Source organism: Ruegeria sp. HKCCA6707, assembly GCF_013033515.1.
Taxonomy (GTDB): domain Bacteria; phylum Pseudomonadota; class Alphaproteobacteria; order Rhodobacterales; family Rhodobacteraceae; genus Ruegeria.
This window is the reverse complement of the sequence record NZ_WQEG01000005.1, coordinates 145,646-166,904: the sequence shown is the minus strand read 5'-3', so window position 1 is coordinate 166,904 and position 21,259 is coordinate 145,646. Positions and strand designations below refer to the sequence as shown.

Annotated in this window: 23 protein-coding genes; 9 read left to right on the top strand and 14 right to left on the bottom strand. The window is 59.2% G+C overall.

Features of this window, described 5'->3' with window-relative positions; all coding sequences use genetic code 11:
• Positions 1-22: 22 nt before the first annotated feature.
• From GOW40_RS13660 to trpS, 7 genes are all read right to left on the bottom strand, one after another.
• Positions 23-436 carry a GNAT family N-acetyltransferase gene (locus GOW40_RS13660; protein ID WP_171130850.1) on the bottom strand — a complete coding sequence of 138 codons (414 nt, stop codon included), beginning with the start codon at positions 434-436 and terminating at the stop codon, positions 23-25.
• The gene (gene tsaB, locus GOW40_RS13655; protein ID WP_171130848.1) at positions 433-1,023 is read right to left on the bottom strand and encodes a tRNA (adenosine(37)-N6)-threonylcarbamoyltransferase complex dimerization subunit type 1 TsaB; all 591 of its coding nucleotides are present in this window, start codon (positions 1,021-1,023) and stop codon (positions 433-435) included. Before tsaB ends, GOW40_RS13660 begins: the two co-directional genes overlap by 4 nt.
• Positions 1,013-1,576, bottom strand: coding sequence for a NifU family protein (locus GOW40_RS13650; RefSeq protein WP_171130845.1), 564 nt, complete (start codon positions 1,574-1,576; stop codon positions 1,013-1,015). Before GOW40_RS13650 ends, tsaB begins: the two co-directional genes overlap by 11 nt.
• 69 nt (positions 1,577-1,645) lie before the next feature.
• Positions 1,646-2,239 carry a 2-hydroxychromene-2-carboxylate isomerase gene (locus tag GOW40_RS13645; protein WP_171130843.1) on the bottom strand — a complete coding sequence of 198 codons (594 nt, stop codon included), beginning with the start codon at positions 2,237-2,239 and terminating at the stop codon, positions 1,646-1,648.
• Positions 2,240-2,248: 9 nt separating this feature from the next.
• Positions 2,249-2,704, bottom strand: a complete 456-nt coding sequence (locus GOW40_RS13640; RefSeq protein WP_171101011.1) for a universal stress protein — start codon at positions 2,702-2,704, stop codon at positions 2,249-2,251.
• Between the two features lie 68 nt (positions 2,705-2,772).
• The gene (locus GOW40_RS13635) at positions 2,773-3,636 is read right to left on the bottom strand and encodes a branched-chain amino acid aminotransferase (RefSeq protein ID WP_171130841.1); all 864 of its coding nucleotides are present in this window, start codon (positions 3,634-3,636) and stop codon (positions 2,773-2,775) included.
• A 69-nt stretch (positions 3,637-3,705) separates the two neighbouring features.
• Positions 3,706-4,734, bottom strand: coding sequence for a tryptophan--tRNA ligase (gene trpS / locus GOW40_RS13630; RefSeq protein WP_171130839.1), 1,029 nt, complete (start codon positions 4,732-4,734; stop codon positions 3,706-3,708).
• An 85-nt stretch (positions 4,735-4,819) separates the two neighbouring features.
• Between trpS and GOW40_RS13625 the strand changes: the two genes are divergently transcribed.
• Positions 4,820-5,506: a rhomboid family intramembrane serine protease gene (locus GOW40_RS13625; RefSeq protein ID WP_171130837.1), complete on the top strand. Its 687-nt coding sequence runs from the start codon at positions 4,820-4,822 to the stop codon at positions 5,504-5,506.
• On the opposite strand, the gene murJ is transcribed toward GOW40_RS13625, so the two are convergent.
• From murJ to GOW40_RS13610, 3 genes are read right to left on the bottom strand one after another with little or no spacing between them, the layout of a single operon-like run.
• On the bottom strand, positions 5,507-7,048 hold the full coding sequence (gene murJ, locus GOW40_RS13620; protein WP_171130835.1) for a murein biosynthesis integral membrane protein MurJ: 1,542 nt from the start codon (positions 7,046-7,048) through the stop codon (positions 5,507-5,509). It abuts the gene before it with no gap.
• Positions 7,045-9,864 (bottom strand): [protein-PII] uridylyltransferase, encoded by a 2,820-nt coding sequence (locus GOW40_RS13615; protein ID WP_171130833.1) that lies wholly within the window; start codon positions 9,862-9,864, stop codon positions 7,045-7,047. Before GOW40_RS13615 ends, murJ begins: the two co-directional genes overlap by 4 nt.
• Complete coding sequence (locus GOW40_RS13610) at positions 9,824-10,996, bottom strand: penicillin-binding protein activator (RefSeq protein ID WP_171130830.1); 1,173 nt, start codon at positions 10,994-10,996, stop codon at positions 9,824-9,826. The genes GOW40_RS13615 and GOW40_RS13610 overlap by 41 nt, the downstream gene beginning before the upstream one ends.
• 87 nt (positions 10,997-11,083) lie before the next feature.
• On the opposite strand from GOW40_RS13610, the gene rsmI reads away from it, so the two are divergent.
• The 3 genes from rsmI to gshB all read left to right on the top strand — a co-directional run bounded on the left by rsmI (position 11,084) and on the right by gshB (position 13,320).
• On the top strand, positions 11,084-11,941 hold the full coding sequence (gene rsmI / locus GOW40_RS13605) for a 16S rRNA (cytidine(1402)-2'-O)-methyltransferase (protein WP_171130828.1): 858 nt from the start codon (positions 11,084-11,086) through the stop codon (positions 11,939-11,941).
• A 1-nt stretch (position 11,942) separates the two neighbouring features.
• Positions 11,943-12,314: a YraN family protein gene (locus tag GOW40_RS13600; RefSeq protein WP_254444449.1), complete on the top strand. Its 372-nt coding sequence runs from the start codon at positions 11,943-11,945 to the stop codon at positions 12,312-12,314.
• Positions 12,315-12,387: 73 nt separating this feature from the next.
• A complete protein-coding gene (gene gshB, locus GOW40_RS13595; protein ID WP_171130826.1) occupies positions 12,388-13,320 on the top strand; it encodes a glutathione synthase in 933 nt (310 codons plus the stop codon).
• Here the strand turns inward: gshB and GOW40_RS13590 are convergent.
• From GOW40_RS13590 to cobU, 4 genes are all read right to left on the bottom strand, one after another.
• On the bottom strand, positions 13,317-14,504 hold the full coding sequence (locus GOW40_RS13590; RefSeq protein ID WP_171231054.1) for a YifB family Mg chelatase-like AAA ATPase: 1,188 nt from the start codon (positions 14,502-14,504) through the stop codon (positions 13,317-13,319). The genes gshB and GOW40_RS13590 overlap by 4 nt on opposite strands.
• A gap of 98 nt (positions 14,505-14,602) precedes the next feature.
• Entirely contained in the window at positions 14,603-15,478 is an 876-nt protein-coding gene (locus tag GOW40_RS13585; protein ID WP_171136527.1) for a glutathione S-transferase, read from the bottom strand.
• A 58-nt stretch (positions 15,479-15,536) separates the two neighbouring features.
• Positions 15,537-16,115, bottom strand: a complete 579-nt coding sequence (locus GOW40_RS13580) for a histidine phosphatase family protein (protein WP_171130822.1) — start codon at positions 16,113-16,115, stop codon at positions 15,537-15,539.
• On the bottom strand, positions 16,112-16,633 hold the full coding sequence (gene cobU / locus GOW40_RS13575; protein ID WP_171130820.1) for a bifunctional adenosylcobinamide kinase/adenosylcobinamide-phosphate guanylyltransferase: 522 nt from the start codon (positions 16,631-16,633) through the stop codon (positions 16,112-16,114). The genes GOW40_RS13580 and cobU overlap by 4 nt, the downstream gene beginning before the upstream one ends.
• 102 nt (positions 16,634-16,735) lie before the next feature.
• On the opposite strand from cobU, the gene GOW40_RS13570 reads away from it, so the two are divergent.
• The 5 genes from GOW40_RS13570 to GOW40_RS13550 all read left to right on the top strand — a co-directional run bounded on the left by GOW40_RS13570 (position 16,736) and on the right by GOW40_RS13550 (position 21,221).
• Positions 16,736-17,614, top strand: a complete 879-nt coding sequence (locus tag GOW40_RS13570) for an RNA polymerase factor sigma-32 (protein ID WP_171101036.1) — start codon at positions 16,736-16,738, stop codon at positions 17,612-17,614.
• The gene (locus tag GOW40_RS13565) at positions 17,611-18,435 is read left to right on the top strand and encodes a ChaN family lipoprotein (protein WP_171130818.1); all 825 of its coding nucleotides are present in this window, start codon (positions 17,611-17,613) and stop codon (positions 18,433-18,435) included. The genes GOW40_RS13570 and GOW40_RS13565 overlap by 4 nt, the downstream gene beginning before the upstream one ends.
• 63 nt (positions 18,436-18,498) lie before the next feature.
• A complete protein-coding gene (coaBC, locus tag GOW40_RS13560) occupies positions 18,499-19,692 on the top strand; it encodes a bifunctional phosphopantothenoylcysteine decarboxylase/phosphopantothenate--cysteine ligase CoaBC (protein WP_171130816.1) in 1,194 nt (397 codons plus the stop codon).
• A 24-nt stretch (positions 19,693-19,716) separates the two neighbouring features.
• Complete coding sequence (gene dut / locus GOW40_RS13555; RefSeq protein ID WP_171101042.1) at positions 19,717-20,172, top strand: dUTP diphosphatase; 456 nt, start codon at positions 19,717-19,719, stop codon at positions 20,170-20,172.
• Complete coding sequence (locus tag GOW40_RS13550) at positions 20,172-21,221, top strand: molybdopterin-synthase adenylyltransferase MoeB (protein ID WP_171130814.1); 1,050 nt, start codon at positions 20,172-20,174, stop codon at positions 21,219-21,221. Before dut ends, GOW40_RS13550 begins: the two co-directional genes overlap by 1 nt.
• Positions 21,222-21,259: the final 38 nt, after the last annotated feature.

Here is a 21,259-nt window from a genome sequence, read left to right as displayed (position 1 = left end):
TCAAAAAAATCACGATAAAGGGTCAAATCAGCTGATTTTCCATCAAAATCGCATCGATCTTGGGCCCATGGTCGCGTAAATAATAGTCTTTTCTTACGCCGCATTCGCGGTAACCGCTTGCCGCATAAAGCGCGAACGCAGCGGAATTATCTGCAGCCACTTCCAGAAAAGCCCGTGTCGCGCCCAATTTTGCGGCTCTGGCCTGCCATTGGGTCATGCAATGTCGGGCCAAACCCTGACGTTGAAACCTGGGGTGAGTCGCGATGGTCAGCAGTTCCGCCTCGTCCGCGATTACTGTGAACACAGCAAAACACCGATGGTCGCCCAAAATATGTGTAAACCGGTTGGCGCTCAGGTCGGCGAACTCGTCTGCTGTCCAGGCGCGCGCTGTGACGAAGGCAGCGGCATGGGTATCGGCCATCTCTTGCGGTGTCATTCGTCCAACAGAACCGGTGGACGGTCTTTTGATGGGGCCGCATCGGCTGCGCGAATATAGAGCGGAGCAGGGGGTGAAGCCGGATCCGAGGCGCGCTGCGCCGCTATATGCGCAATCGCGCAGACATGATCTTTGGGGTCATCACAAATGAATAATTGACCAAGCTTAGCAGCCGCGTCTTGCGGTATGAGCTGCGGGTCTTGCCCCGTTGGGTGCACATAAATCTGTTCGCGTGGGGCGGGGATCGCGGCAAGCTGATCCTGCGGGGCCAGGCGGGACAGAGCCTCGAACCCAGTGACGCCAATCGCAGGAACGCCCAGCCCCAGTGCAAGACCACGCGCAGCCGAGACCGAGATACGAATACCCGTGAAATTGCCGGGCCCGGTTCCGACACCGATTGCATCCAGATCCGACCACGCGCAGTTGCTGTCCGTCAACAACTCCTCCAGCAGAGGCATCAACCGTTCGGCCTGCCCCCGGGTCATCGCCTCGACCCGCGCTGATTGAATGTCGTCGCCCCGCAACAAAGCGGCCGCGCTATGCGCGGCCGATGTGTCGAATGCCAGTATTATGGGTTCAGACGGCAACCGGGCGTACCTCGGTCACCTCGGGGATGTAGTGACGCAGCAGGTTCTCGATGCCCATTTTCAACGTCAGGGTTGAAGACGGGCAGCCTGCGCAGGCCCCTTGCATATGCAGGTAAACCACACCGCGGTCGAACCCGTGAAAGGTGATGTCACCCCCGTCTTGCGCGACCGCCGGACGCACGCGGCTGTCAAGCAAATCTTTGATTTGGTTGACGACTTCGGCATCCTCGCCGGTATGTTCAGCATGGCCCGAGGCGGTTTGGGCATCCTCGCACATCACTGGCTGACCGGATTGGTAGTGCTCCATCACCGCGCCAAGGATCGCCGGTTTGATGTGATCCCACTGCACGTCGTCGGTCTTGGTCACTGTGACAAAATCATTGCCAAAGAACACGCCCGTTACGCCATTTACGCCAAAAATACGCTGCGCTAGCGGTGATTTTTCGGCAGCTTCGGGGGTCGGAAAATCAGCCGTGCCTGCGTCCAGAACCGTCTGTCCAGGCAGGAATTTCAGCGTGGCCGGGTTTGGTGTGGATTCGGTTTGGATGAACATGGCGCGGCTCCGTTTCTGTTGGTTCAGATATGCGCCCGAGGGCCAAGGAAGTCAAGAATTGGAATCGTTCTAAAGTGCGCTGGCATATGACAGGGCAGCGTCCAACCTGTCATCACCCCAAAATACCTCGCTCTCGACCACGAAACTGGGCGCACCAAACAGGTCCAAGGCCTTGGCCCGCGCGCCCTGTTCAAACAAGGCGGCTTTTATCGCGGGGTCGGCCGCCAGCGCGAGGCTTTCGGCAGGTAAATCCGCCTTTCGCAGGCATTCAGTCAACACGCTGTCCTGAGAAATATCGTGGCCTTCGCCAAATTCGGCCGAAAAAACGGCCCGGCAAAACGCTGCACGATCAGTCTGGGCATCGACGGCCAATGCCAACCGTGCGGCTTTCAGGCTGTTCTGCGGAAACGGTTCCGGGCGGTGCAGGGGAAGGCCGCGTTCATCGCACAACCTCTCCATATCGCGCCACATATAGCGCCCTTTGGCCGGGTAAAGGTTGAAGGGGGATGTCGCCCAGCCCTGATGGGCAAAGATCGGCCCAAGAAGAAAAGGGTGCCACGACACAGACACCCCGCACCGGGCGGCCTCATCTTCAATCCTCATCGCGCTGAGATATGAGTAGGTGGACGCGAAATCGAACCAGAATTCAAGCTGCGCGCCCATGGTGATCCCTCAGGTGATTTCTTCCAGCTTTTCCTTGCTCAGGTCACCGGGAACGATAGTGATCGGGATCGGCAAGCTGCCCGAGTTCTTGGTCAACTGCGTGATCAGAGGGCCGGGGCCCTTCTTGTCGGTCCCCGCACCAAGAACCAGCACACCGATTTCCGGATCTGATTGCACATGTGCAATGATCTCAGCCACCGGGTCGCCTTCGCGGATCGCAAGCACAGGTTCAACCTTTTGCTTGTCACGCATCCATTTTGCAAAGACCTCGTAATGGGCATGGATACGTTCGCGCGCCTCTTCGCGCATTACTTCGGCCACTCCGATCCAGTGATTGAATTCGTCTGGAGGGATGACCGAAAGGATGGTGACGCCACCACCGGTATGGGCCGCACGCATCGCTGCAAAGCGCATTGCGTTCAGGCATTCGCGACTGTCATCCAGAACAACCAGAAACTTGCGCATTATTGTCCTCTTTCTTTTTCCCAGATCATGCCCGAAGCTGAACAGGCTGGCAACCAGAGCGGTTTGGGTTAACCCGCACTTGCAGCCCAATCCCAATACATCTCGCGGGCGCGGCGAGCAATGGGGCCAACCTGATATTGCGTGTCATCCAAGGCAGTTACTGGGGTCACCTTGTTCATGTTCCCCGTCATGAATACTTCGTCTGCTGCGTGGAAATCATCGAAACTCAGCACTGTTTCGTGGACCTTGACGCCATCGCTGCGCAGGTTCTTCATATGCCGGGCGCGGGTGATCCCGGCCAGAAACGTGCCATTGGGGACAGGGGTGAACACCTCTCCGTCGCGGACCATGAAGATGTTGGCGGTTGCTGTTTCGGCGACGTTGCCCATTGCATCCGTCACCAGCGCGTTCGAAAACCCCTTGGACCGCGCCTCTTTCAGCATTCTCGCATTGTTGGGGTAAAGACATCCGGCCTTGGCGTTGACCACTGCGGATTCCAAGACCGGACGGCGGAACCGGGTGGTTGTCAGCGTGACGGAGGCAGCCTCGGGTGCCATCGGGATCTCTTCCAGGCAGATGGCAAATCCGGTCGTGTCGCTTTGCGGGACAATAGCCGTGATGTCGCCGTCGATACCCCAATACATTGGGCGGATGTAGACTGCGGCGTCTGGTGCATAGGATTGAAGGCCTTCGCGCACGATCTCGACCATTTGCTCGGGTGTCACGGTCGGGTTCAGCATCAAAGCTTCGGCTGACCGGTTCACCCGCGCACAATGGGCATCGAGATCCGGAGCCATGCCATCGAAATACCGCGCCCCGTCAAAGACTGACGAGCCCAGCCACGCGCCATGATCCGCAGCGCGCATAATCGGTGCGTCGCCATCGTGCCACTGACCTTCGAAATAGGTGCGGATATTCTTTCCGACTGCCATGATGCCCTCCACAGTTTGGGCCAAACTAGGAGGGCATCACGCAGAGGTCCAGCGGATTGTCAGCGCGGCTTAATCGGAACCCGCGCCAACCATTCCAACGATCTCATAGGTCTGGCGCAGGATCGGTGCGGTGATCTCTCTCGCGCGTTCAGCCCCGCGCGCCAGGATGCGATCAATCTCCGACTGGTCACCCATCAGGCGCGCCATTTCCGACGAGATCGGAGACAGTTTCTCGACCGCCAGTTCGGCCAGCATCGGTTTGAACTCCCCGAATTGCTTGCCACCCACCTCGGCCAGCACCTGCGCAGCAGACTTGTCGCTGAGGGCCGCGTAGATATTGACCAGATTGCGCGCCTCGGGACGGTCGTCCAGCCCCTTGAGCTCGGAAGGCAAAGCATCCGGGTCAGTTTTGGCCTTGCGGATCTTCTTGGCAATCGTGTCAGCATCATCGGTCATGTTGATGCGGCTCATATCTGAGGGGTCGGATTTGGACATCTTCTTGGACCCGTCACGTAAGCTCATGACACGGGTGGCAGCCCCTTCGATCACCGGCTCGGTGATGGGAAAGAAATCAACGCCGAAGTCGTTGTTGAATTTGATCGCAATGTCGCGTGTCAGCTCTAGATGCTGCTTTTGGTCTTCACCCACTGGAACGTGTGTCGCGTGATAGATCAGGATATCTGCAGCCATCAGCGACGGATAGGCAAACAGGCCCAGCGAGGCGTTCTGCTGGTTCTTGCCGGCCTTGTCCTTCCACTGGGTCATGCGCTGCATCCAGCCCATGCGGGCGACACAGTTAAAGATCCATCCGAGTTGGGCGTGTTCAGGTACCTGGCTTTGGTTGAACAGGATCGATTGTTCTGGATCGATGCCTGCGGCAATGAAACCGGCACACAGTTCACGGGTGTTGTGCATCAATGCTGCTGGATCTTGCCAGGTGGTGATCGCGTGCAGGTCAACCATGCAATAGATCGTTTCGAAATCGGCGCCCTGCATGTCCACAAAGCGTTTCATCGCGCCCAAATAGTTGCCCAGGGTCAACCCGCCCGAAGGCTGGATGCCCGAAAACACGCGCGGCGTGAACTGGGTCTCGGTCATCGAAGGAAACTCCCGTCTGGAAAAATCAGCCCCCGTCGCTTACCCATGAGGTCAAGGGACGTCAACAGCCGCAAAGGGCCGCCCAATGAGCAGTGACCACAATGTACACGCCGTGAACCCCTTGCCACCCGCCGTTGTGGCGCTGTTTTTGTGTATCATGGGGATCGAGCTGGCCTTTACCCTTGGCGCACGCGGATTGATCGGCGGACCCGAAGCTGTCGGATGGCGGCTGCTGGCGCTTGAGAAATATTCGTTTTCGCCCAATGTCTTCAACTGGATGGTGCAAAACGGGCGCTGGCCGCTGGACTATGTGATGCGCTTTGTCACCTATCCGTTTGTCTCGGGCAGCTTCACTCAGGCCATTTTTGTGTCCGTCTTTTTACTGGCGATGGGCAAGATGGTGGCCGAGGTTTTTGGTGGCGTGCAGATGCTGGTGATCTTTGTACTGTCCGGTGTGGGCGGCGCTTTGGCCTATGTGCTGCTGTTGGACCCGGCCTATCCCTTGGTCGGAGGGTTCCCGCCGGTCTATGGGCTGATCGGCGCATTTACCTGGCTGTTGTGGCGCAGATTGTCTTTGATCGGAGAAAACCAGTCGCGAGCGTTCAGCCTGATTGCGATGCTGATGGGCATTCAGCTTGTATTTGGTTTGCTGTTTGGGGGGACCTCGGACTGGGTCGCTGACCTGGGCGGTTTCGCTACAGGGTTTGGTTTGTCCTTCGTTCTGGCACCGGGCGGCTGGTCCCGGATCGTAAGCCGCATCCGTCGCGAGTGATTACGACCGTCGCAAGGCGCGTTTGAACTCGGACAATTGGAATGCCTTGAGCAGATGGCCAAGGATGAAATAGGCCGCTGCGGCAATTACGATCAGCAAAACCAGGGCCAAATAGCGCCAGCCTTCCAGTTGGAATGCCCAGCCGAATAGTTGGATCGCGGCGTAAAGCACCACGCCCATTCCAGCTGATGCCGCCACGATACGCCAGATCCGGCGTTTGAAACGCTCATCAAATCGGGCCTCATCACCCATGCGGCGCGCGCCAATGGCCAGCAACAGCACCATCGCCCAACCCGCAGCCGAGGCCGCAATGGCCGGGGCGATCCAGCCCACCAGTGGAAAGAGCCCGAACGCCAGCACCGCATTGACCACCATGGCCACCACCGCATAGCGAAACGGCGATTTGGTATCTTCGCGGGCAAAGAACAATGGCTGAAGCAGCTTCTGCAGCATGAAGGCAGGCAGCCCGATGCCGTAAATGGCCACGGCCATCGCGGTTGCGATTGTATCTTCGGTGCTGAACTGGCCACGTTCAAACAGGACCGACACCAACGGTTGCGGGATGATGACGAAAGCGACGGTCGAAGGAATGGTCAGCAGCAAGGTGAATTCGCCCGCGCGGGAAAAAGCGTTGCGAGCGCCGTCCTTGTCATCTGCGCGCAAACGGCGCGACAGGTCGGGCAGCAATACGATACTGACCGCAATCCCCACCACACCCAGCGGCAATTGATAGAGACGGTCAGCGGCAAAAAGCCAGCTCACGGCTTTTTCGGTCTTGGATGCCACCAATTGCCCGACCACCAGATTGACCTGAGTGACCCCCATCGCCAGAGCGGCAGGCACAGCAACGCGGACCATATGGCGCATTTCCGGGCTGAGTTTTGGAAACCCGGGGCGGATTACGACCCCGGCGCGTTCGGTTGCAACCCAGACCAGCGCCAATTGGGCAACCCCGGCAACGGGGATGACGGCGATCAGCCAACGAATGACTTCGCCCCCCGATATCGCCCCGAAAACGAGGGCCGAGCAGGCGAATATGTTCAACAAGACGGGGGCCGCTGCCGCTGCGGCAAACCGGCCTGTCGCGTTCAGCACCCCGGAAAACAGCGCGGCCAAAGCCATGAACAGGATGTAGGGAAACACCACATAGCTGTAGTCAACCGCCAGATCGAAGCGTTCGTCGCCATAAAACCCCTCGGCGGTGATCCAGACCAGGGCTGGCATGAACACCATGGCCAGGCCGACCAGTGTCAGAACCGCGACGGCCAGCAGGTTGAACGCATCTTGGGCAAAGCCCTGCGCATCTTCGCCTCCTTCCAGCCGCTTGGAAAACATCGGCACAAAAGCCGCATTGAAGGCGCCTTCGGCAAAGAACCGGCGGAACATGTTGGGCAAGCGGAAGGCTGCTACAAAGGCATCCATCACCGTTCCGGGTCCGATATAGGCGGTTAGCAGGATCTCTCGAACGAAACCAAGGATACGGCTGGCAAGCGTCCAGAACCCGACTGTGAACAGGCCCGAGAACAGACGGATCTGTTTCATGACGCGGCGCGCTCGGCGCCGTCGGCAATGGCCTTGCGCAACCGGCTTTCCAAGGCGCGCTGTTTGCTTTCCGAGTGGTATTTCAGGCCAAACATGTCTTTGACATAGAATGTATCGACCACCTGTTCGCCATAGGTGGCGATCACTGCATTGGCGATGTAGACATTCGATGCCGCCAACGCGCGCGCCAGGTCATAGAGCAGACCAGGGCGATCGCGGGTATCGACCTCGATCAACGTATAGATCTCGGACCCTTCATTGTCGAAAGTGATATGCGTGGGAACGTTAAAGGCTTTTTCGCGCTTCTTGATCTTGTCGCGGGATTTGAGCGCCTCTTGCGCCACGACCTCGCCTTTCAGCGTTCGGCTGATCATCTTGGTCAGACGCGGCAGGCGATCAGCCTCGAACGGCCGGCCCTGCGCATCCTGCAGCCAGAAGGCGTCAGCCACGTAACCATCTTTGGTCGTATAGCTGCGAGCATCCACCACATTGGCCCCAACAAGCGCCAAAGCCCCCGCAATGCGCGCGAAAATGCCCGGATGGTCTGCCATGGCGAAACAGGCACGGGTAGCGTCGCGATCCTCGTCGGGATGCAGGCGGATCTCCATCGCGCCGGGGTCTCCGCTGGTTTCCAATGCGCGCAGCATCTCGGCAAATTCGACTTGGGTCGCGGTGTTGAGGCCCTGCCAATAGGGATCGTAATGCCGCCCGGTTTCGGTCTTGAGGTCCGCCTTGGGCCAATCTGCAAGTCGGGCTCGCAGCGCCTTTTTCGCCTCAGCTCCGCGATTGGCGCGGTTGAGGTCTTCCATACCGGTCTCAAGCGCGCGCTTGGTTTCGGCATGTAGCGCGCGCAACAACGTGGCTTTCCAGTTGTTCCAAGTGTTTGGTCCAACGCCGCGAATATCGCAGACGGTCAGGACCGTCAGCAGATCCAGACGTTTGACGGTTTTCACCGCCTTAGCAAAATCGCGGATTGTACGCGGGTCCGAGATGTCGCGTTTCTGTGCCATGTCCGACATCAGCAAATGATAACGCACAAGCCATTCCACCGTTTTGCACTCGGACTTGCCGAGCCCTAAGCGTGGCGCCACCTTCCGCGCGATCTGGGCGCCCAGGATTGAATGATCCTCGGGGCGGCCTTTTGCGATGTCATGCAGCAACAAAGCGACATAGAGAACCTTGCGGTTCACGCCGTTTTTCAGGATCGATGACGCCAAAGGCAAAGCTTCGATCAGCTCACCACGTTCAATTCGGGCCAGATGTGTGATGCACTGAATGATGTGCTCGTCCACCGTATAGCTGTGATACATGTTGAACTGCATCATCGCGACGATGGGCTCGAACTCGGGCAGGAAGGTCGACAGAACACCCAATTCGTTCATGCGCCGCAATGCGCGCTCGGGGTTTCCGTGCTTCAGCATCAGATCCAGAAAGATACGCTGCGCTTCCTTGTCGTTGCGCATATCTTCGTCGATCAGATCCAGATTGGCCGAGACCAGGCGCATCGCGTCCGGGTGGATCAGCATTCCGGTGCGCAGACCTTCTTCGAACAGGCGCAGCATATTCAGCTTGTCGGTCAGGAACGTGTCTGGATCTGCAACATCCAGACGCCCGTGTACAACCTTGTACCCGTCTTTGACCCGGGGGCGGCGGCGGAAGATCCGTTCAAGCAGAGGCGCGCTTTTGACATGAGCAGCTTCCAGCTTGGTCAGGAAGATCCGGGTCAACTCGCCCACGCTTGTGGCTTCGCGGAAATAGCGCTGCATAAAGATTTCGACGCCGCGACGCCCGGCGCGGTCTTTGTACCCCATGCGCTCGGCCACTTCGACCTGCAGGTCGAAGGTCAGTTGTTCGGTTGCCCGGCCAGTGACCAAATGAAGATGAGACCGGACCGCCCAAAGGAATTCTTCGGCCTGGACAAAACCCCGAAACTCCTCGGCGGTAAACAGGCCGAGCGGCACCAATTCAGCCACGTCCTGTACGCCGTAGATGTATTTGGCGATCCAGTAGAGCGATTGCAGGTCGCGCAGCCCGCCTTTGCCCTCTTTGACGTTCGGTTCGACCACATAGCGTTGGCCCTGCTTGAGGTGCCGCGCTTCGCGTTCTTGTAGTTTGGCCTCGATGAACTGCTTTTCAGAACCTTTGAACAGATCTTCTTGCAGCCGGGTGTCCAGCTCTTGCGCCAGGGCGCTGTCGCCTGCCAGTTGTCGGTGTTCCAGCATCGCGGTGCGGATCGTGAAATCCTCGGCCCCAAGGCGCAGGCAATCCTTGATCGTGCGCGAGGAATGGCCAACCTTAAGCCGCAGATCCCAAAGGATGTACAGCATGGATTCGATGACGCTCTCGGCCCAGGCGGTGATCTTGTAGGGCGTCAGGAACAGCAGATCGACATCCGAAGCTGGGGCCATTTCGCCACGACCATAGCCGCCCACCGCCATCACTGCGATCCGCTCTCCGCGCGTAGGCGTGGCCAGCGGGTGCAGCTTTTCGCTGGATACCTGCATGGCGACGCAGACCAGTTGGTCGGTAAGATAGGCGTATGAGCGGGTCAGCGGTCGGGCATCAAAAGGACGTTCGGCAAAAGCCTCTGCTATAGCTTTGCGTCCTGTTTTCTGGGTGTCCCGCAGAATGCGCACCGTTTCGGCACGTAATGCGGTGTTATCCGTGATGGTCTCGAATGCGTTGGCAAGCTGAGTGCTGACCGCGGCGCTGTCGAAGATTTCGTCTGCCGGGCAAATCAGCTCCCCCAGCGGAGGAGCGATCCGAAGAGCCCAATCAGAATCCGGCGCCAGAGAAGCTTTGTGGGGCAGGGTCAATCACAACCACCTGTTTGTTCTGAATTGTCGCGACCGCGAGGCCGCGTTGGTTTGTTCCGTTGGGCAGCAGGCGGAAGATGCCTCCGACTCCTTGAAAGCCGGCCCCTTGGGTCAGGGCGGCGCCGGACAGTGCGTTGGAATTCCCCTGGCTGACCAGTGCGCCGATAGCAGCGATGCCGTCATAAGCCAACCCGCTGATTGGATGCGGCGCTTCGCCATACGTGTTGTTGTACCGCTGGCGATAGGCTTGCGCCTTGGCAGGGTCGGGTAGAGCGAACCACCCGCCTTGCACACCGGGCAATTCAAGTGTCTGCGCGGGGATATCCCAGCGAGTCAGGCCGATATACTGCGTGGTGGCCGGTGATACACCTGCTTCCGGCAGCAGTTGCGAGAACAGCGGCAGGGCCCCCGCCGTTGTGGCGGTTAGGAACATCGCGTCGGCGTTGTTGGCGTCTACAGTCGCTTTGACTGTTGGGATCGAGTCGATCACACCTTGCTGCGAACGTTCGAAATTAACCGTGCCCGCATTGGCCACCGGGCTGCTGCCTAAAGCCGAGGCAATTGCCGACTGCGCTTGCTGACCAGCGGCGTCGTTGCTGCTGACAATGACAGCGCTCGACTTGCCCTGGCGGCCTGCATAGCTGACCAGACGGTCGGCGGTGTTCTGGAAGGTTGGGCCCAGAACATAAACGTTGCCACCCGCGATGCTGGTGTTGTTCGAGAAGGACAGCACATTGACGTTGTTGTTCAAAACAGCCAGGCCTGCCGAGTTCGCAGCCTGGGCGTAGACGGGCCCCAGAATGATCTTGGCACCGTCGGCAACAGCCTGCTGCGCCACTGCCGCGGCTGTATTGGCGCTGCCTGCAGTATCATAGACCCGCAGATCGATCAGCACATTTGGCAGATCCGACATGGCCAGACGCGCGGCATTCTCAAGACTGCGGGCAAGCTCTGCATCACCGGATTGGGGTGAGCCGCTTGGAACCAGCAAAGCAACGGGCACAGGCTCGGAGGTATTGATCGACGGACCTCCACCAAATCCACCGGGTTCACAGGCGGCCAGCACGGCTGCGGCGGCCAGAACGGTCGCGAAACGCGCCAGCTTGCGTACGGGGTTGCAAACGGTAAACATCTAAATGAGAACTCCCTGATCGGCGGCTTGGCACGCTGCTATACTATTGCGCCGCGATAATAAACGTCACGCTGTGAGGGTCCAGCTTTGAATTTTGTAAAAACCAAATTGAACGCCGGGCTGTATTTTGTGGCCACGCCGATTGGAACGGCGCGCGATATCACGCTGAGGGCTTTGGACGTACTGGCCTCGGCAGATGTAGTCGCCGCAGAAGACACCCGCAGTTTGCGCCGGTTGATGGAGATCCACGGCATCCCGCTGGAAGGTCGGCGGATCCAAGCCTATCACGATCACAGCGGCGCAGGCGCGCGCGAGAAAATCCTTGATGCACTACGCGACGGCAAGTCCGTTGCCTATGCGTCCGAAGCCGGGATGCCCCTGATCGCTGACCCGGGGTACGACCTTGGACGGCAGGCGTCCGAGGCGGGGTTCATGGTCACCTGCGCGCCCGGGCCGTCGGCTGCGTTGACGGCGCTGACGCTTGCGGGCTTGCCCACAGATGCGTTTTTCTTTGCCGGGTTTTTGCCCAATGCGACCGGTGCCCGCAAAGCGCGTATCGAGGCGCTGCGCGATATCCCCGGCACGCTGGTCTTTTACGAATCGCCCAAGCGGTTGGCGGCCTGCCTGTCGGATATGGCCGATGTGCTGGGCGGTGATCGACAGGTTGCCATCTGTCGTGAGTTGACGAAAAAGTTCGAAGAAGTGCGGCGCGGAACACTTGCGCAATTGGCCTCGGATTATGAATCCACCACCGTCAAGGGTGAGGTGGTCTTGCTGGTCGACCGCAGCCATTCGCCAAGCGTTAACGAATCTGACGTAGATCAAGCGTTGAAAGACGCTTTGGAAAGCCATTCGGTGCGCGATGCGGCGGATCTGGTGGCGCAGATGTACAAGTTGCCGCGCCGCCCGATATATCAAAAGGCGCTGAAGCTGGGAAAGGGATGAATTGGCCAAACGATCCACGCGCGGCACACTCACCTATCACGCAGGCCAATCGGCAGAGATGTCGGTGGCCGATGACTATGCGCGGCGCGGATACCGGATCCTCCACCACCGCTGGCGCGGTGCCGGGGGTGAGATTGATCTGATCGCGCGCGACAGCGAAGGTCTGGTCTTTATCGAGGTCAAGAAAAGCCACAGCTTTGACGCCGCTGCGGCCCGTATCAGTAAGCGCCAAATGGCACGTATTTACGCATCGGCAGCGCAGTTTCTGGAAACCGAACCGGCCGGGCAGCTGACCAATGCGCGGTTTGACGCGGCGCTTGTTGACGCCTCGGGCGCGGTTCAAATTATTGAAAATGCCTTCGGACAGGTTTGATCGCCATTGAAATCGCCATTGAACCTGGGGCGCTGCTACGCCATGTATCAGGCGTAAATACGAGGGACGCGCCATGAAAATTGCCTTTCAGATGGACCCGATCGGGGCCGTGGATATCAACGCCGACAGCTCATTCCGTCTGGCCGAAGAGGCGCAGGCCCGTGGGCATACGCTGTTTTTCTACGGACCCGATCAGCTCGCCTATCAGGAAGGTCGCATTACCGCGCGCGGACAGGACATGACGGTTCAGCGCGTGCCGGGTGATCCTGCTGTATTGGGCCCCGAGCGTGAGGTTGATCTGGCCGATTTCGACGTGATCTGGCTGCGGCAAGACCCGCCTTTTGACATGCACTACATCACCTCGACCCACCTTCTGGACCGGCTCAAAGGCAAGGCGCTGGTGGTGAACGATCCGTTTTGGGTGCGGAACTATCCAGAAAAACTGCTGGTGCTGGATTTCCCTGAGCTGACGCCGCCTACCACCATCGCGCGTGACTTGCAGACCATCAAAGCGTTCAAGGAAAAGCACGGCGATATCATCCTCAAACCGCTTTATGGCAACGGGGGCGCGGGTGTGTTTCGGCTGGATGCCAATGATCGCAACCTGACCTCATTGCATGAGCTCTTCACCGGGTTTTCGCGTGAACCCCTGATCGTTCAGAAATTCCTGCCGGATGTCAGCAATGGCGACAAACGCGTCATTCTGGTCGATGGCGAAGCGGTTGGCGCGATCAATCGGGTGCCTGCCAAAGGCGAAACGCGGTCGAACATGCATGTGGGCGGGCGCCCGGAAAAGATCGGTCTGACCGAACGCGATAAAGAGATCTGCGCGGCCATCGGGCCTTTGTTGAAGGAAAAAGGTCAGATCTTTGTCGGCATCGACGTGATTGGTGATTATCTGACCGAGATCAACGTGACCTCACCCACCGGCATTCAGGAGCTGGAACGCTTTGATGGCGTGAACATCGCCGAAAAGATCTGGCAGGCGATCGAGGCCAAGATTTAACCCGCCACCTTGGCGCTGATGCGAAAACTCAGCGCCTCGGCCACATGCGGGCGGCGGATTGCATCCTCACCGGCCAGATCCGCAATCGTGCGCGCCACGCGCAGGATGCGGTGAAAGGCGCGGGCCGACAGGCCATAGCGTTCGGCGGCTCTCAACAACAAGTCTTTGCCTCCGGGATCAGGCGCGGCGATTTCTTCCAGCAGTTTCCCCTCTACATCCGCGTTTTGGCGGGTATCGGGTGTGTCTTTGAATCGGTCTGCCTGTATCTGCCGCGCTGCGTCCACGCGGGCCGCAACGGCGGTTGAGCTGTCGCCAGACGGTGGCAGATCCAGATCGGTGAAGGCGACCGGAGGAACCTCGATCCGCAAATCGAACCGGTCCATCAAAGGGCCTGAAATGCGCCCCAGATAGTCTTCTCCGCATCCAGGAACGCGGGAACAGGCGCGGGCGGGATCGGTGAGATAGCCGCATTTGCACGGGTTTGCAGCGGCAACCAGCATGAACCGACAGGGATATTTCACATGGGCATTGGCACGGGCCACCATCACTTCGCCGGTTTCAATCGGTTGGCGCAGGGTTTCCAACACTGTGCGCGGGAATTCGGGAAACTCGTCCATGAACAGAACGCCGTTATGCGCCAATGATATCTCGCCCGGTTTCGCACCTTTGCCACCACCCACGATTGCCGCCATCGAGGCGGTATGATGGGGCTCGCGAAACGGGCGGGTGCGGCTGATACCGCCTTCGTCCAACAGGCCGCAGAGGGATTGGATCATCGAGGTTTCCAGCGCCTCGGTCGGGGTCAGGGGCGGCAAGATGCCCGGCAGGCGTGCCGCCAGCATGGATTTACCCGACCCCGGTGTCCCGATCATGATCAGATGATGTCGTCCTGCGGCGGCGATCTCTAGCGCGCGCTTGGCGCGTTCCTGCCCTTTGACGTCTCGTAGATCACGCGGGCTCGTGTCCAATGTGACCTCTCCTGGTGTCGCAGCGGCCAGCGGCGATTGTCCGGTGAAGTGGCGTACCACATCGCCCAAGGAACCCGCACCGATTACCTGCGTCGCGTCGACCCAAGCCGCCTCGGCGCTGGAGGCGCGGGGGCAGAGCAGCGTGCGGTCTTCGGCAGCGGCCGTCATCGCGGCGGGCAGGGGATACGGCGCATTGCACCTCAACCGGGCGGGCATCGACCCCCTGAAAGGCAACGGTTTGAGCAAAGGCGACCATGGCGATCCTGTTTCTTGGTTAACAGGTCGTTGCTGCCATGGGCGCGGTTTAAGAATGGTTAATGCTGGGCCATCATCGCGGTGAATTTTGGCCAGGCCTCGGGGTCTGCGACGGTTTTGTCGCGGCAGAACGGGTTGCAAAAGCCCCAGACCTGACCGTCCAGTTCCAGAAAGTCGCGCACGGGGTCGCCTGAATACGGGCAATGCGTATTGCGCGACGGGCCCTGCGACACCGGTTTTGCTTTTGACGTACCGCCGACCGGCCAAGGTTGATGCGACAGTCCTTGTTGATAGGGGAAGGGATCATAATTGACCGTCAGACCCATCGCGCGCCATTGCCGCACCGCGGTGTCGGCCAGAAGGAACAGGCAATAGTCCTTATTGTCAGAAGACACCGGCAGGTCATACCCAATGATACGAGCCGCGACCGGGGTATAAAACACATCCGCCAGAGAATAGTCGCCAAACAGCGGGCCGGTATCGCTGCCTGAAAGCGTGCGGGCGTGGGCCCAAAGCTCTTCAACCCGTTGTAAATCCTTCAGCGTTTCTGGGGATGCTTTGAACCCGTGCCAGCAGTGTTTCAATTGCATCGGGCATTCACCCCGCAAGGCAGAAAACCCGGCTGTCATCTCGGCACATAACCAGCGGGCTGTTGCGCGTGCTGCGGGAGCACTGGGCCAGAGGCCTGCATCGGGATGGCGTTCGGCCAATGTTTCCGCCATAGCCAGACTTTCGCCCACGACAGTTCCGTCGGGCAGGCGCAAGGTGGGAACCAGCCGTGCCGGTGCGAGGGGCTTCATGTCTTCCTCCATGGTTCCAGAATAGAGGCCGATCATGTGGCTTCGATAAGGCAGGCCGAACTTTTCCAACATCAACCAGCCGCGCATCGACCAGCTGGAAAACAGGCGGTCTCCGATAAACAAATCATAAGTCATGGAGCCACGATGGCGTCTGGGTCGTGATCCGTAAATCAGTGATTTGTGCGCTGCCTGATCACGGGCGGTGATTGATCCGTCCCACGGACCAGCGGTCGCCATGATGGGTCACCTCGGTGACCGAGAGGTTGTCGATGCGATGGCTGAACGCTTCATAAGCAGTCAAATCCAGCGCGCGTTGCACCTGAGTCAGGATCACCCCTAAATGCGCCACGATGATTAGGTCCTGACCGCTGAACTGGGCAATCAACGCGTCAACGGCTGCATCGACGCGCGCGCGCACTTCGTTCCAGCTTTCGCCCCCGGGTGGACGGACGTCACCGGGGTTGTCCCAATAGGCAAAGGCCAGTTCCGGGTCCTCAGATTCTATCTCTTTGAAGCCGCGCAGCTCCCACGTGCCGAAGTTGATCTCGCGCAGGTCAGCCCGATGAGCCAATCGCTGGCGTTGCCCCTGTATGACCGACGCGGTGTCTGCCGCGCGGGTCAGGTCGGACGAAATCACAAGGGCCTGCGCGGGCAAGTGTTCGTGAAGGCGCGCGATGGCTGCGGTGTCGCTCAGGTCTGCGGATAGATCGGACCATCCGACCATTGTTTTCGCATGGGTCGGCCCGTGGCGCACCAAATGCAGCCGCGTCACGGCAATTGCCCTTTCAGCACCAGCGGCAGACCGGCGGTGATCTGAACAACCAAATCTGCCTGCGCGGCCAGCGCGATGTTCAAGCGGCCTTGTGCCTCGCGAAACCTGCGGGACAGGGCGTTGTCTGGCACAATACCATGCCCGACCTCGTTCGAGACGATGACAACCTGTGCGGCGCAATCGCGCAATGCTTGCAACAGAGCGTCCTGCTGGGCCTGCAAATCATGTTCCGCCAGCAGATGGTTGGTCAGCCACATCGTGGCACAATCGATTAAACAGGCATCATCGGCGGTCAAATCACAAAGGGCCGGGCCCAGATCGAACGGAGCTTCTATCGTGGTCCAACCCGCACCGCGCTGGACAATATGTCGCTCGACTTTCTGGCGCATCTCGTCATCAAACACTTGTGATGATGCAAGGTAAACTCTGTTTTTTCCATACGAAACAACAAGTTGTTCGGAAAACTCGGACTTTCCTGATGCAGCGCCCCCCAAGACTAAGGTTAAATCGGGACGCATAAATCATACCTTTCTGGTGATCCAACCGGTGATGTCCTGCGTATCGACACCAGGTCGGCAAGGCAAGCCCGGCCAACGCCTATGAAAAAAAGGGAGATTTGCATGGCTTTGGACAATGCAAACGATTTTTCGATGTCCCGGCAGGCGATGAAGGCCGAATTGCTTGATGCCGAGACAGAGTTGAAACTGGCCTATGCATGGCGCGATGACCGCGATGAAAAAGCGCTGCATCGTCTGATCACCGCCTATATGCGTCTGGCGATTTCCATGGCCGCCAAGTTCAAACGCTATGGCGCGCCGATGAACGATCTGATCCAAGAGGCCGGGCTGGGTTTGATGAAGGCCGCCGACAAGTTCGATCCTGATCGCGGTGTGCGGTTTTCTACCTATGCCGTGTGGTGGATCAAAGCCAGTATTCAGGACTATGTAATGCGCAACTGGTCGATGGTGCGGACCGGTTCGACGTCATCGCAGAAATCGCTGTTCTTCAATATGCGGCGCGTGCAGGCGCGGCTTGAGCGTGAGGCCGCCACCGAAGGGGTAGAGCTGGATCGCCATCAATTGCATCAGTTGATCGCCACCGAGATTGGCGTGCCACTGCGCGATGTCGAGATGATGGAAGGTCGTCTGTCGGGCTCGGATTTTTCGCTGAATGCGGTGCAATCGGCGGATGAGGACGGGCGCGAGTGGATTGACGCGCTTGAGGATGAGCGCGAGCAAGCCGCCGAGACCGTCGAGAACAGCCACGATACCGAGCAATTGCGCGAATGGTTGCTGGCGGCGATGAACGCTTTGAATGATCGCGAGCGGTTTATCATCCGTGAACGTAAACTGCGTGAGCCGGCACGCACCCTTGAAAGTCTGGGGCAAGAGTTGAGCCTGTCCAAAGAGCGGGTCCGTCAGCTTGAAGCCGCCGCCTTTTCAAAAATGCGTAAGAACCTTGAAGCCCAATCGCGCGAGGTGCAACACTTCCTCGCATGAGAACTTTTGCGATTCTGGTGGTTGCCGCAGTTGCGTGCCTTGGTGCAAGTCGCGCAGCTGTTGCAGCGGATCTGATACCTGATGAGATCATCGCAGAGATGCAATCTGCGGATGTCGTCATTCTGGGTGAAATCCACGACAATCCTGACCACCACTATGTCCAGAAAGAGGCATTAGAGGCGATTGATCCGTCTGCGGTTGTCTGGGAAATGGTAACCGAGGAAGGTGCGCAGCGGCTTGCGCAAACCGCGGTCTCAAACCCTGATGAATTGTCCCGTATCTTGCGCTGGGCTGAATCCGGCTGGCCGCCGCTTAGCATGTATTACCCTTTGTTTCAGGCGACACGTGCTCCGGTCTATGGTGCCATGGTGCCACGATCAGCCGCCCGTGCAGCGATGGAGCGTGGGGCTGCGACGGCTTTAGGAGCTGATGCGGCACGGTTTGGACTCACCATCCCCCTATCTGCAGCAGAGCAAGCCGCACGTGAAGTTGAACAGATGGCGGCGCATTGCAATGCTCTTCCTGCCGAAGCCATGCCGCAGATGGTGGCCATTCAAAGGCTGCGCGATGCGGTGCTGGCACGCGCGATCCTGCGGGCTGAAGCAGAGACCGGAGGGCCGATTGCCGTGATCACGGGTAACGGACATGCGCGCAAGGATTGGGGGATACCAACCTATCTGGCGCGCTTGCGTCCGGGCCTGAAAGTCTTTGCCCTGGGGCAGTCCGAAGATGGCGCGATCACCGGGGAATTTGACGCGGTCATCGACAGCCCGGCACCCGAGCGGGAAGACCCGTGCAAAGCCTTTGAAACCAGCAATTAACCGCTGGAACTGTCTGCCCGCCTTGCCTAAGCTTGGCGCTGACCGGGACAGGAAGGGCTGAACATGCTGGCATCCAAACGTATCCTGCTGATTATCGGCGGCGGGATCGCGGCCTATAAATCGCTGGATCTGATCCGGCGCCTGAAAGAACGTGGCGCTGCCGTAACTCCTGTTCTGACCCGTGCAGCCGAAGAGTTTGTGACACCTTTGTCCGTCTCCGCTCTAGCCGGAGAGAAGGTTTACCGTGACCTCTTTGATCTGACGGATGAGGCCGAGATGGGTCATATCCAACTGTCTCGATCCGCTGATTTGATTGTGGTGGCCCCAGCGACAGCAGATCTGATGGGGAAGATGGCCGGAGGCTTGGCCAATGGCCTGGCCTCCACCCTGCTGATGGCCACTGATACGACCGTATTATGCGCACCTGCCATGAATGTCCGAATGTGGGATCATCCCGCCACACAGCGCAATCTGGCGCAGTTGCAGGCGGATGGCATCCGCTTTGTGGGCCCGAATGAAGGCGACATGGCTTGCGGAGAATCCGGCCCCGGTCGCATGTCCGAACCGCTTGAGATAGTGTCAGCCATCGAAGCCGCGTTGGGTGACGGGCCGCTGGAAGGCAAACGGGTTCTGGTAACCTCTGGCCCGACGCATGAACCCATTGATCCCGTACGCTATATCGCCAACCGGTCGTCAGGGGCGCAGGGCAGCGCGGTGGCTGCTGCCTTGGCGGCGCTGGGTGCCGAGGTTGTTTTTGTGACGGGTCCGGCAGACGTGCCTCCACCGCAGGGCGTTCAGGTTGTCCCGGTTGAAACGGCCCAACAGATGGCCGATGCGGTCGACGCCGCGCTACCGGTTGATGCCGGGGTTTTTGCAGCAGCCGTCGCCGATTGGCGTGTGTCCTCAGCCTCGGATCGCAAGCTGAAGAAAAGCCGGGATGGCCTGCCGGTTCTGGAATTTGCCGAAAATCCAGACATTCTCAAGCAAGTGGCCCGTATGGAGCAGGGGCGTCCAACACTTGTTGTCGGTTTTGCAGCGGAAACCGATGACTTGGTCCAAAATGCAACGGCCAAACGCGACCGAAAGGGCTGTGACTGGATCGTGGCCAATGATGTCAGCCCGTCAACCGGGATCATGGGCGGGTCCGAGAATGCGGTCGTGCTGATTTCCGATACCGGCGCAGAAGATTGGCCCCGGATGAGCAAGGAAGAGGTTGCGCGCCGTCTTGCACTTCGGATTGCCGAGGCGCTGAGCTGACAAACACAGAACAAAGGACCCAGCATGGTATCTATCCGTGTCATCCGTGATGAGGGTGCTGATCCCAGCATTCCTCTGCCGTCTTACGAAACCGAGGGTGCGGCAGGTGCTGATGTGCGTGCCAACCTGCCTGACGCAACATCGGTGCGGCTTGAACCCGGCGCACGCGCGTTGATCCCAACGGGTCTGCGGGTCGAAATCCCCCAAGGGTTCGAGATACAGGTGCGTCCGCGTTCGGGGCTGGCGCTGAAACACGGCATCACTCTGCCCAACACGCCGGGGACGATCGATAGTGATTATCGCGGCCCGCTGGGTGTCATCGTGCTGAACGCGGGGCAGGAGAGTTTTGAGATCACCCATGGCGAGCGTATCGCTCAGCTGGTGGTCGCCCCGGTCGTGCAGGCCTCGTTCGAGCTGGTTGATAGCTTGGACGAAACCGAACGTGGTGCTGGCGGCTTTGGGTCGACGGGACGCGCCTGATGCTGCTGGTTTTGCTTATGGCGGCAAGTCTTTGGGGTATCGGCTATTTGGCCGGTGTCTCTCGCTCGGCGCGCGTCGTTTCGGTCTCTGTGCTGTTGATCGGCGTGATCCTGGCGCAGTTGGTGCTACCGGATGGGCACCCTTTGCGTCAGGCTACAGGCGGGTCGGCGGCCCTTTGGTTGATGCTGGCTGGCTTTGCGGCTTTGGCGGTCGGCTATGGCCAGGTTGTAAAGGCGCTGCGCTCCCGAGCAACAGCAGAACCGGAACAGGACATGCCAAGACCCCAAGGTACCTTTAGCGAAACCGAACTCGACCGCTATGCCCGCCACATCGTATTGCGAGAGTTGGGCGGCCCGGGACAGAAACGCCTGAAACAAGCGCGCGTTCTGGTGATCGGCGCAGGCGGGCTGGGCGCGCCAGCGTTGCAGTATCTGGCTGCCGCAGGGGTGGGGACCATCGGGTTAATCGACGACGACGTAGTCGAGAACGCCAATCTGCAACGTCAGGTCATCCACCGCGACGCCGATATTGGCATCCCCAAGGTCTTCTCGGCCCAGCAGGCGATGGAGGCGCAGAACCCGAATGTCGTAGTGCGCCCCTATCACCGTCGCCTGAGCCCGGACATTGCGACCGAACTGTTCCAGGACTTTGACCTGATCCTTGACGGCACAGACAATTTCGACACGCGCTATTTGGCCAACCGCACAGCCGTTGCACTGGGGAAACCGCTGATATCCGGCGCTCTGTCTCAGTGGGAAGGACAGTTGAGCGTTTTTGATCCCGCCAATGGCGGCCCCTGCTATCAGTGCATCTTCCCCGAGGCGCCAGCCGCTGGTCTGGCACCCTCCTGTGCCGAAGCTGGCGTCATCGGCCCCTTGCCCGGTGTTGTCGGGTCGATGATGGCGGTCGAGGCGATCAAGGTGATCACGGGTGCGGGGCAAGCCCTGAGTGGCGAAATGCTGATCTATGACGCGCTCTACGGGGAAAGTCGCAAGATCACCCTGTCGCAAAACCCCGACTGCCCGATCTGCGCGGGATCGCACCCCTGAGGCAATTGCCGCATGCCAAAGGCGCGCGGCCCGGTCCG

What these genes read in the sequence shown, in the direction of transcription:
- GOW40_RS13550 (WP_171130814.1), top strand. Translation starts at nt 20,172, where the DNA reads ATGCTGCTGGTTTTGCTTATGGCGGCAAGTCTTTGGGGTATCGGCTAT.
- GOW40_RS13565 (WP_171130818.1), top strand. Translation starts at nt 17,611, where the DNA reads ATGAGAACTTTTGCGATTCTGGTGGTTGCCGCAGTTGCGTGCCTTGGT.
- GOW40_RS13610 (WP_171130830.1), bottom strand. Translation starts at nt 10,996, where the DNA reads ATGTTTACCGTTTGCAACCCCGTACGCAAGCTGGCGCGTTTCGCGACC.
- cobU (WP_171130820.1), bottom strand. Translation starts at nt 16,633, where the DNA reads ATGCGTCCCGATTTAACCTTAGTCTTGGGGGGCGCTGCATCAGGAAAG.
- coaBC (WP_171130816.1), top strand. Translation starts at nt 18,499, where the DNA reads ATGCTGGCATCCAAACGTATCCTGCTGATTATCGGCGGCGGGATCGCG.
- GOW40_RS13585 (WP_171136527.1), bottom strand. Translation starts at nt 15,478, where the DNA reads ATGACTTATGATTTGTTTATCGGAGACCGCCTGTTTTCCAGCTGGTCG.
- murJ (WP_171130835.1), bottom strand. Translation starts at nt 7,048, where the DNA reads ATGAAACAGATCCGTCTGTTCTCGGGCCTGTTCACAGTCGGGTTCTGG.
- gshB (WP_171130826.1), top strand. Translation starts at nt 12,388, where the DNA reads ATGAAAATTGCCTTTCAGATGGACCCGATCGGGGCCGTGGATATCAAC.
- GOW40_RS13590 (WP_171231054.1), bottom strand. Translation starts at nt 14,504, where the DNA reads ATGCCCGCCCGGTTGAGGTGCAATGCGCCGTATCCCCTGCCCGCCGCG.
- trpS (WP_171130839.1), bottom strand. Translation starts at nt 4,734, where the DNA reads ATGACCGAGACCCAGTTCACGCCGCGCGTGTTTTCGGGCATCCAGCCT.
- GOW40_RS13640 (WP_171101011.1), bottom strand. Translation starts at nt 2,704, where the DNA reads ATGCGCAAGTTTCTGGTTGTTCTGGATGACAGTCGCGAATGCCTGAAC.
- dut (WP_171101042.1), top strand. Translation starts at nt 19,717, where the DNA reads ATGGTATCTATCCGTGTCATCCGTGATGAGGGTGCTGATCCCAGCATT.
- GOW40_RS13650 (WP_171130845.1), bottom strand. Translation starts at nt 1,576, where the DNA reads ATGTTCATCCAAACCGAATCCACACCAAACCCGGCCACGCTGAAATTC.
- GOW40_RS13625 (WP_171130837.1), top strand. Translation starts at nt 4,820, where the DNA reads ATGAGCAGTGACCACAATGTACACGCCGTGAACCCCTTGCCACCCGCC.
- GOW40_RS13660 (WP_171130850.1), bottom strand. Translation starts at nt 436, where the DNA reads ATGACACCGCAAGAGATGGCCGATACCCATGCCGCTGCCTTCGTCACA.
- GOW40_RS13635 (WP_171130841.1), bottom strand. Translation starts at nt 3,636, where the DNA reads ATGGCAGTCGGAAAGAATATCCGCACCTATTTCGAAGGTCAGTGGCAC.
- GOW40_RS13645 (WP_171130843.1), bottom strand. Translation starts at nt 2,239, where the DNA reads ATGGGCGCGCAGCTTGAATTCTGGTTCGATTTCGCGTCCACCTACTCA.
- GOW40_RS13570 (WP_171101036.1), top strand. Translation starts at nt 16,736, where the DNA reads ATGGCTTTGGACAATGCAAACGATTTTTCGATGTCCCGGCAGGCGATG.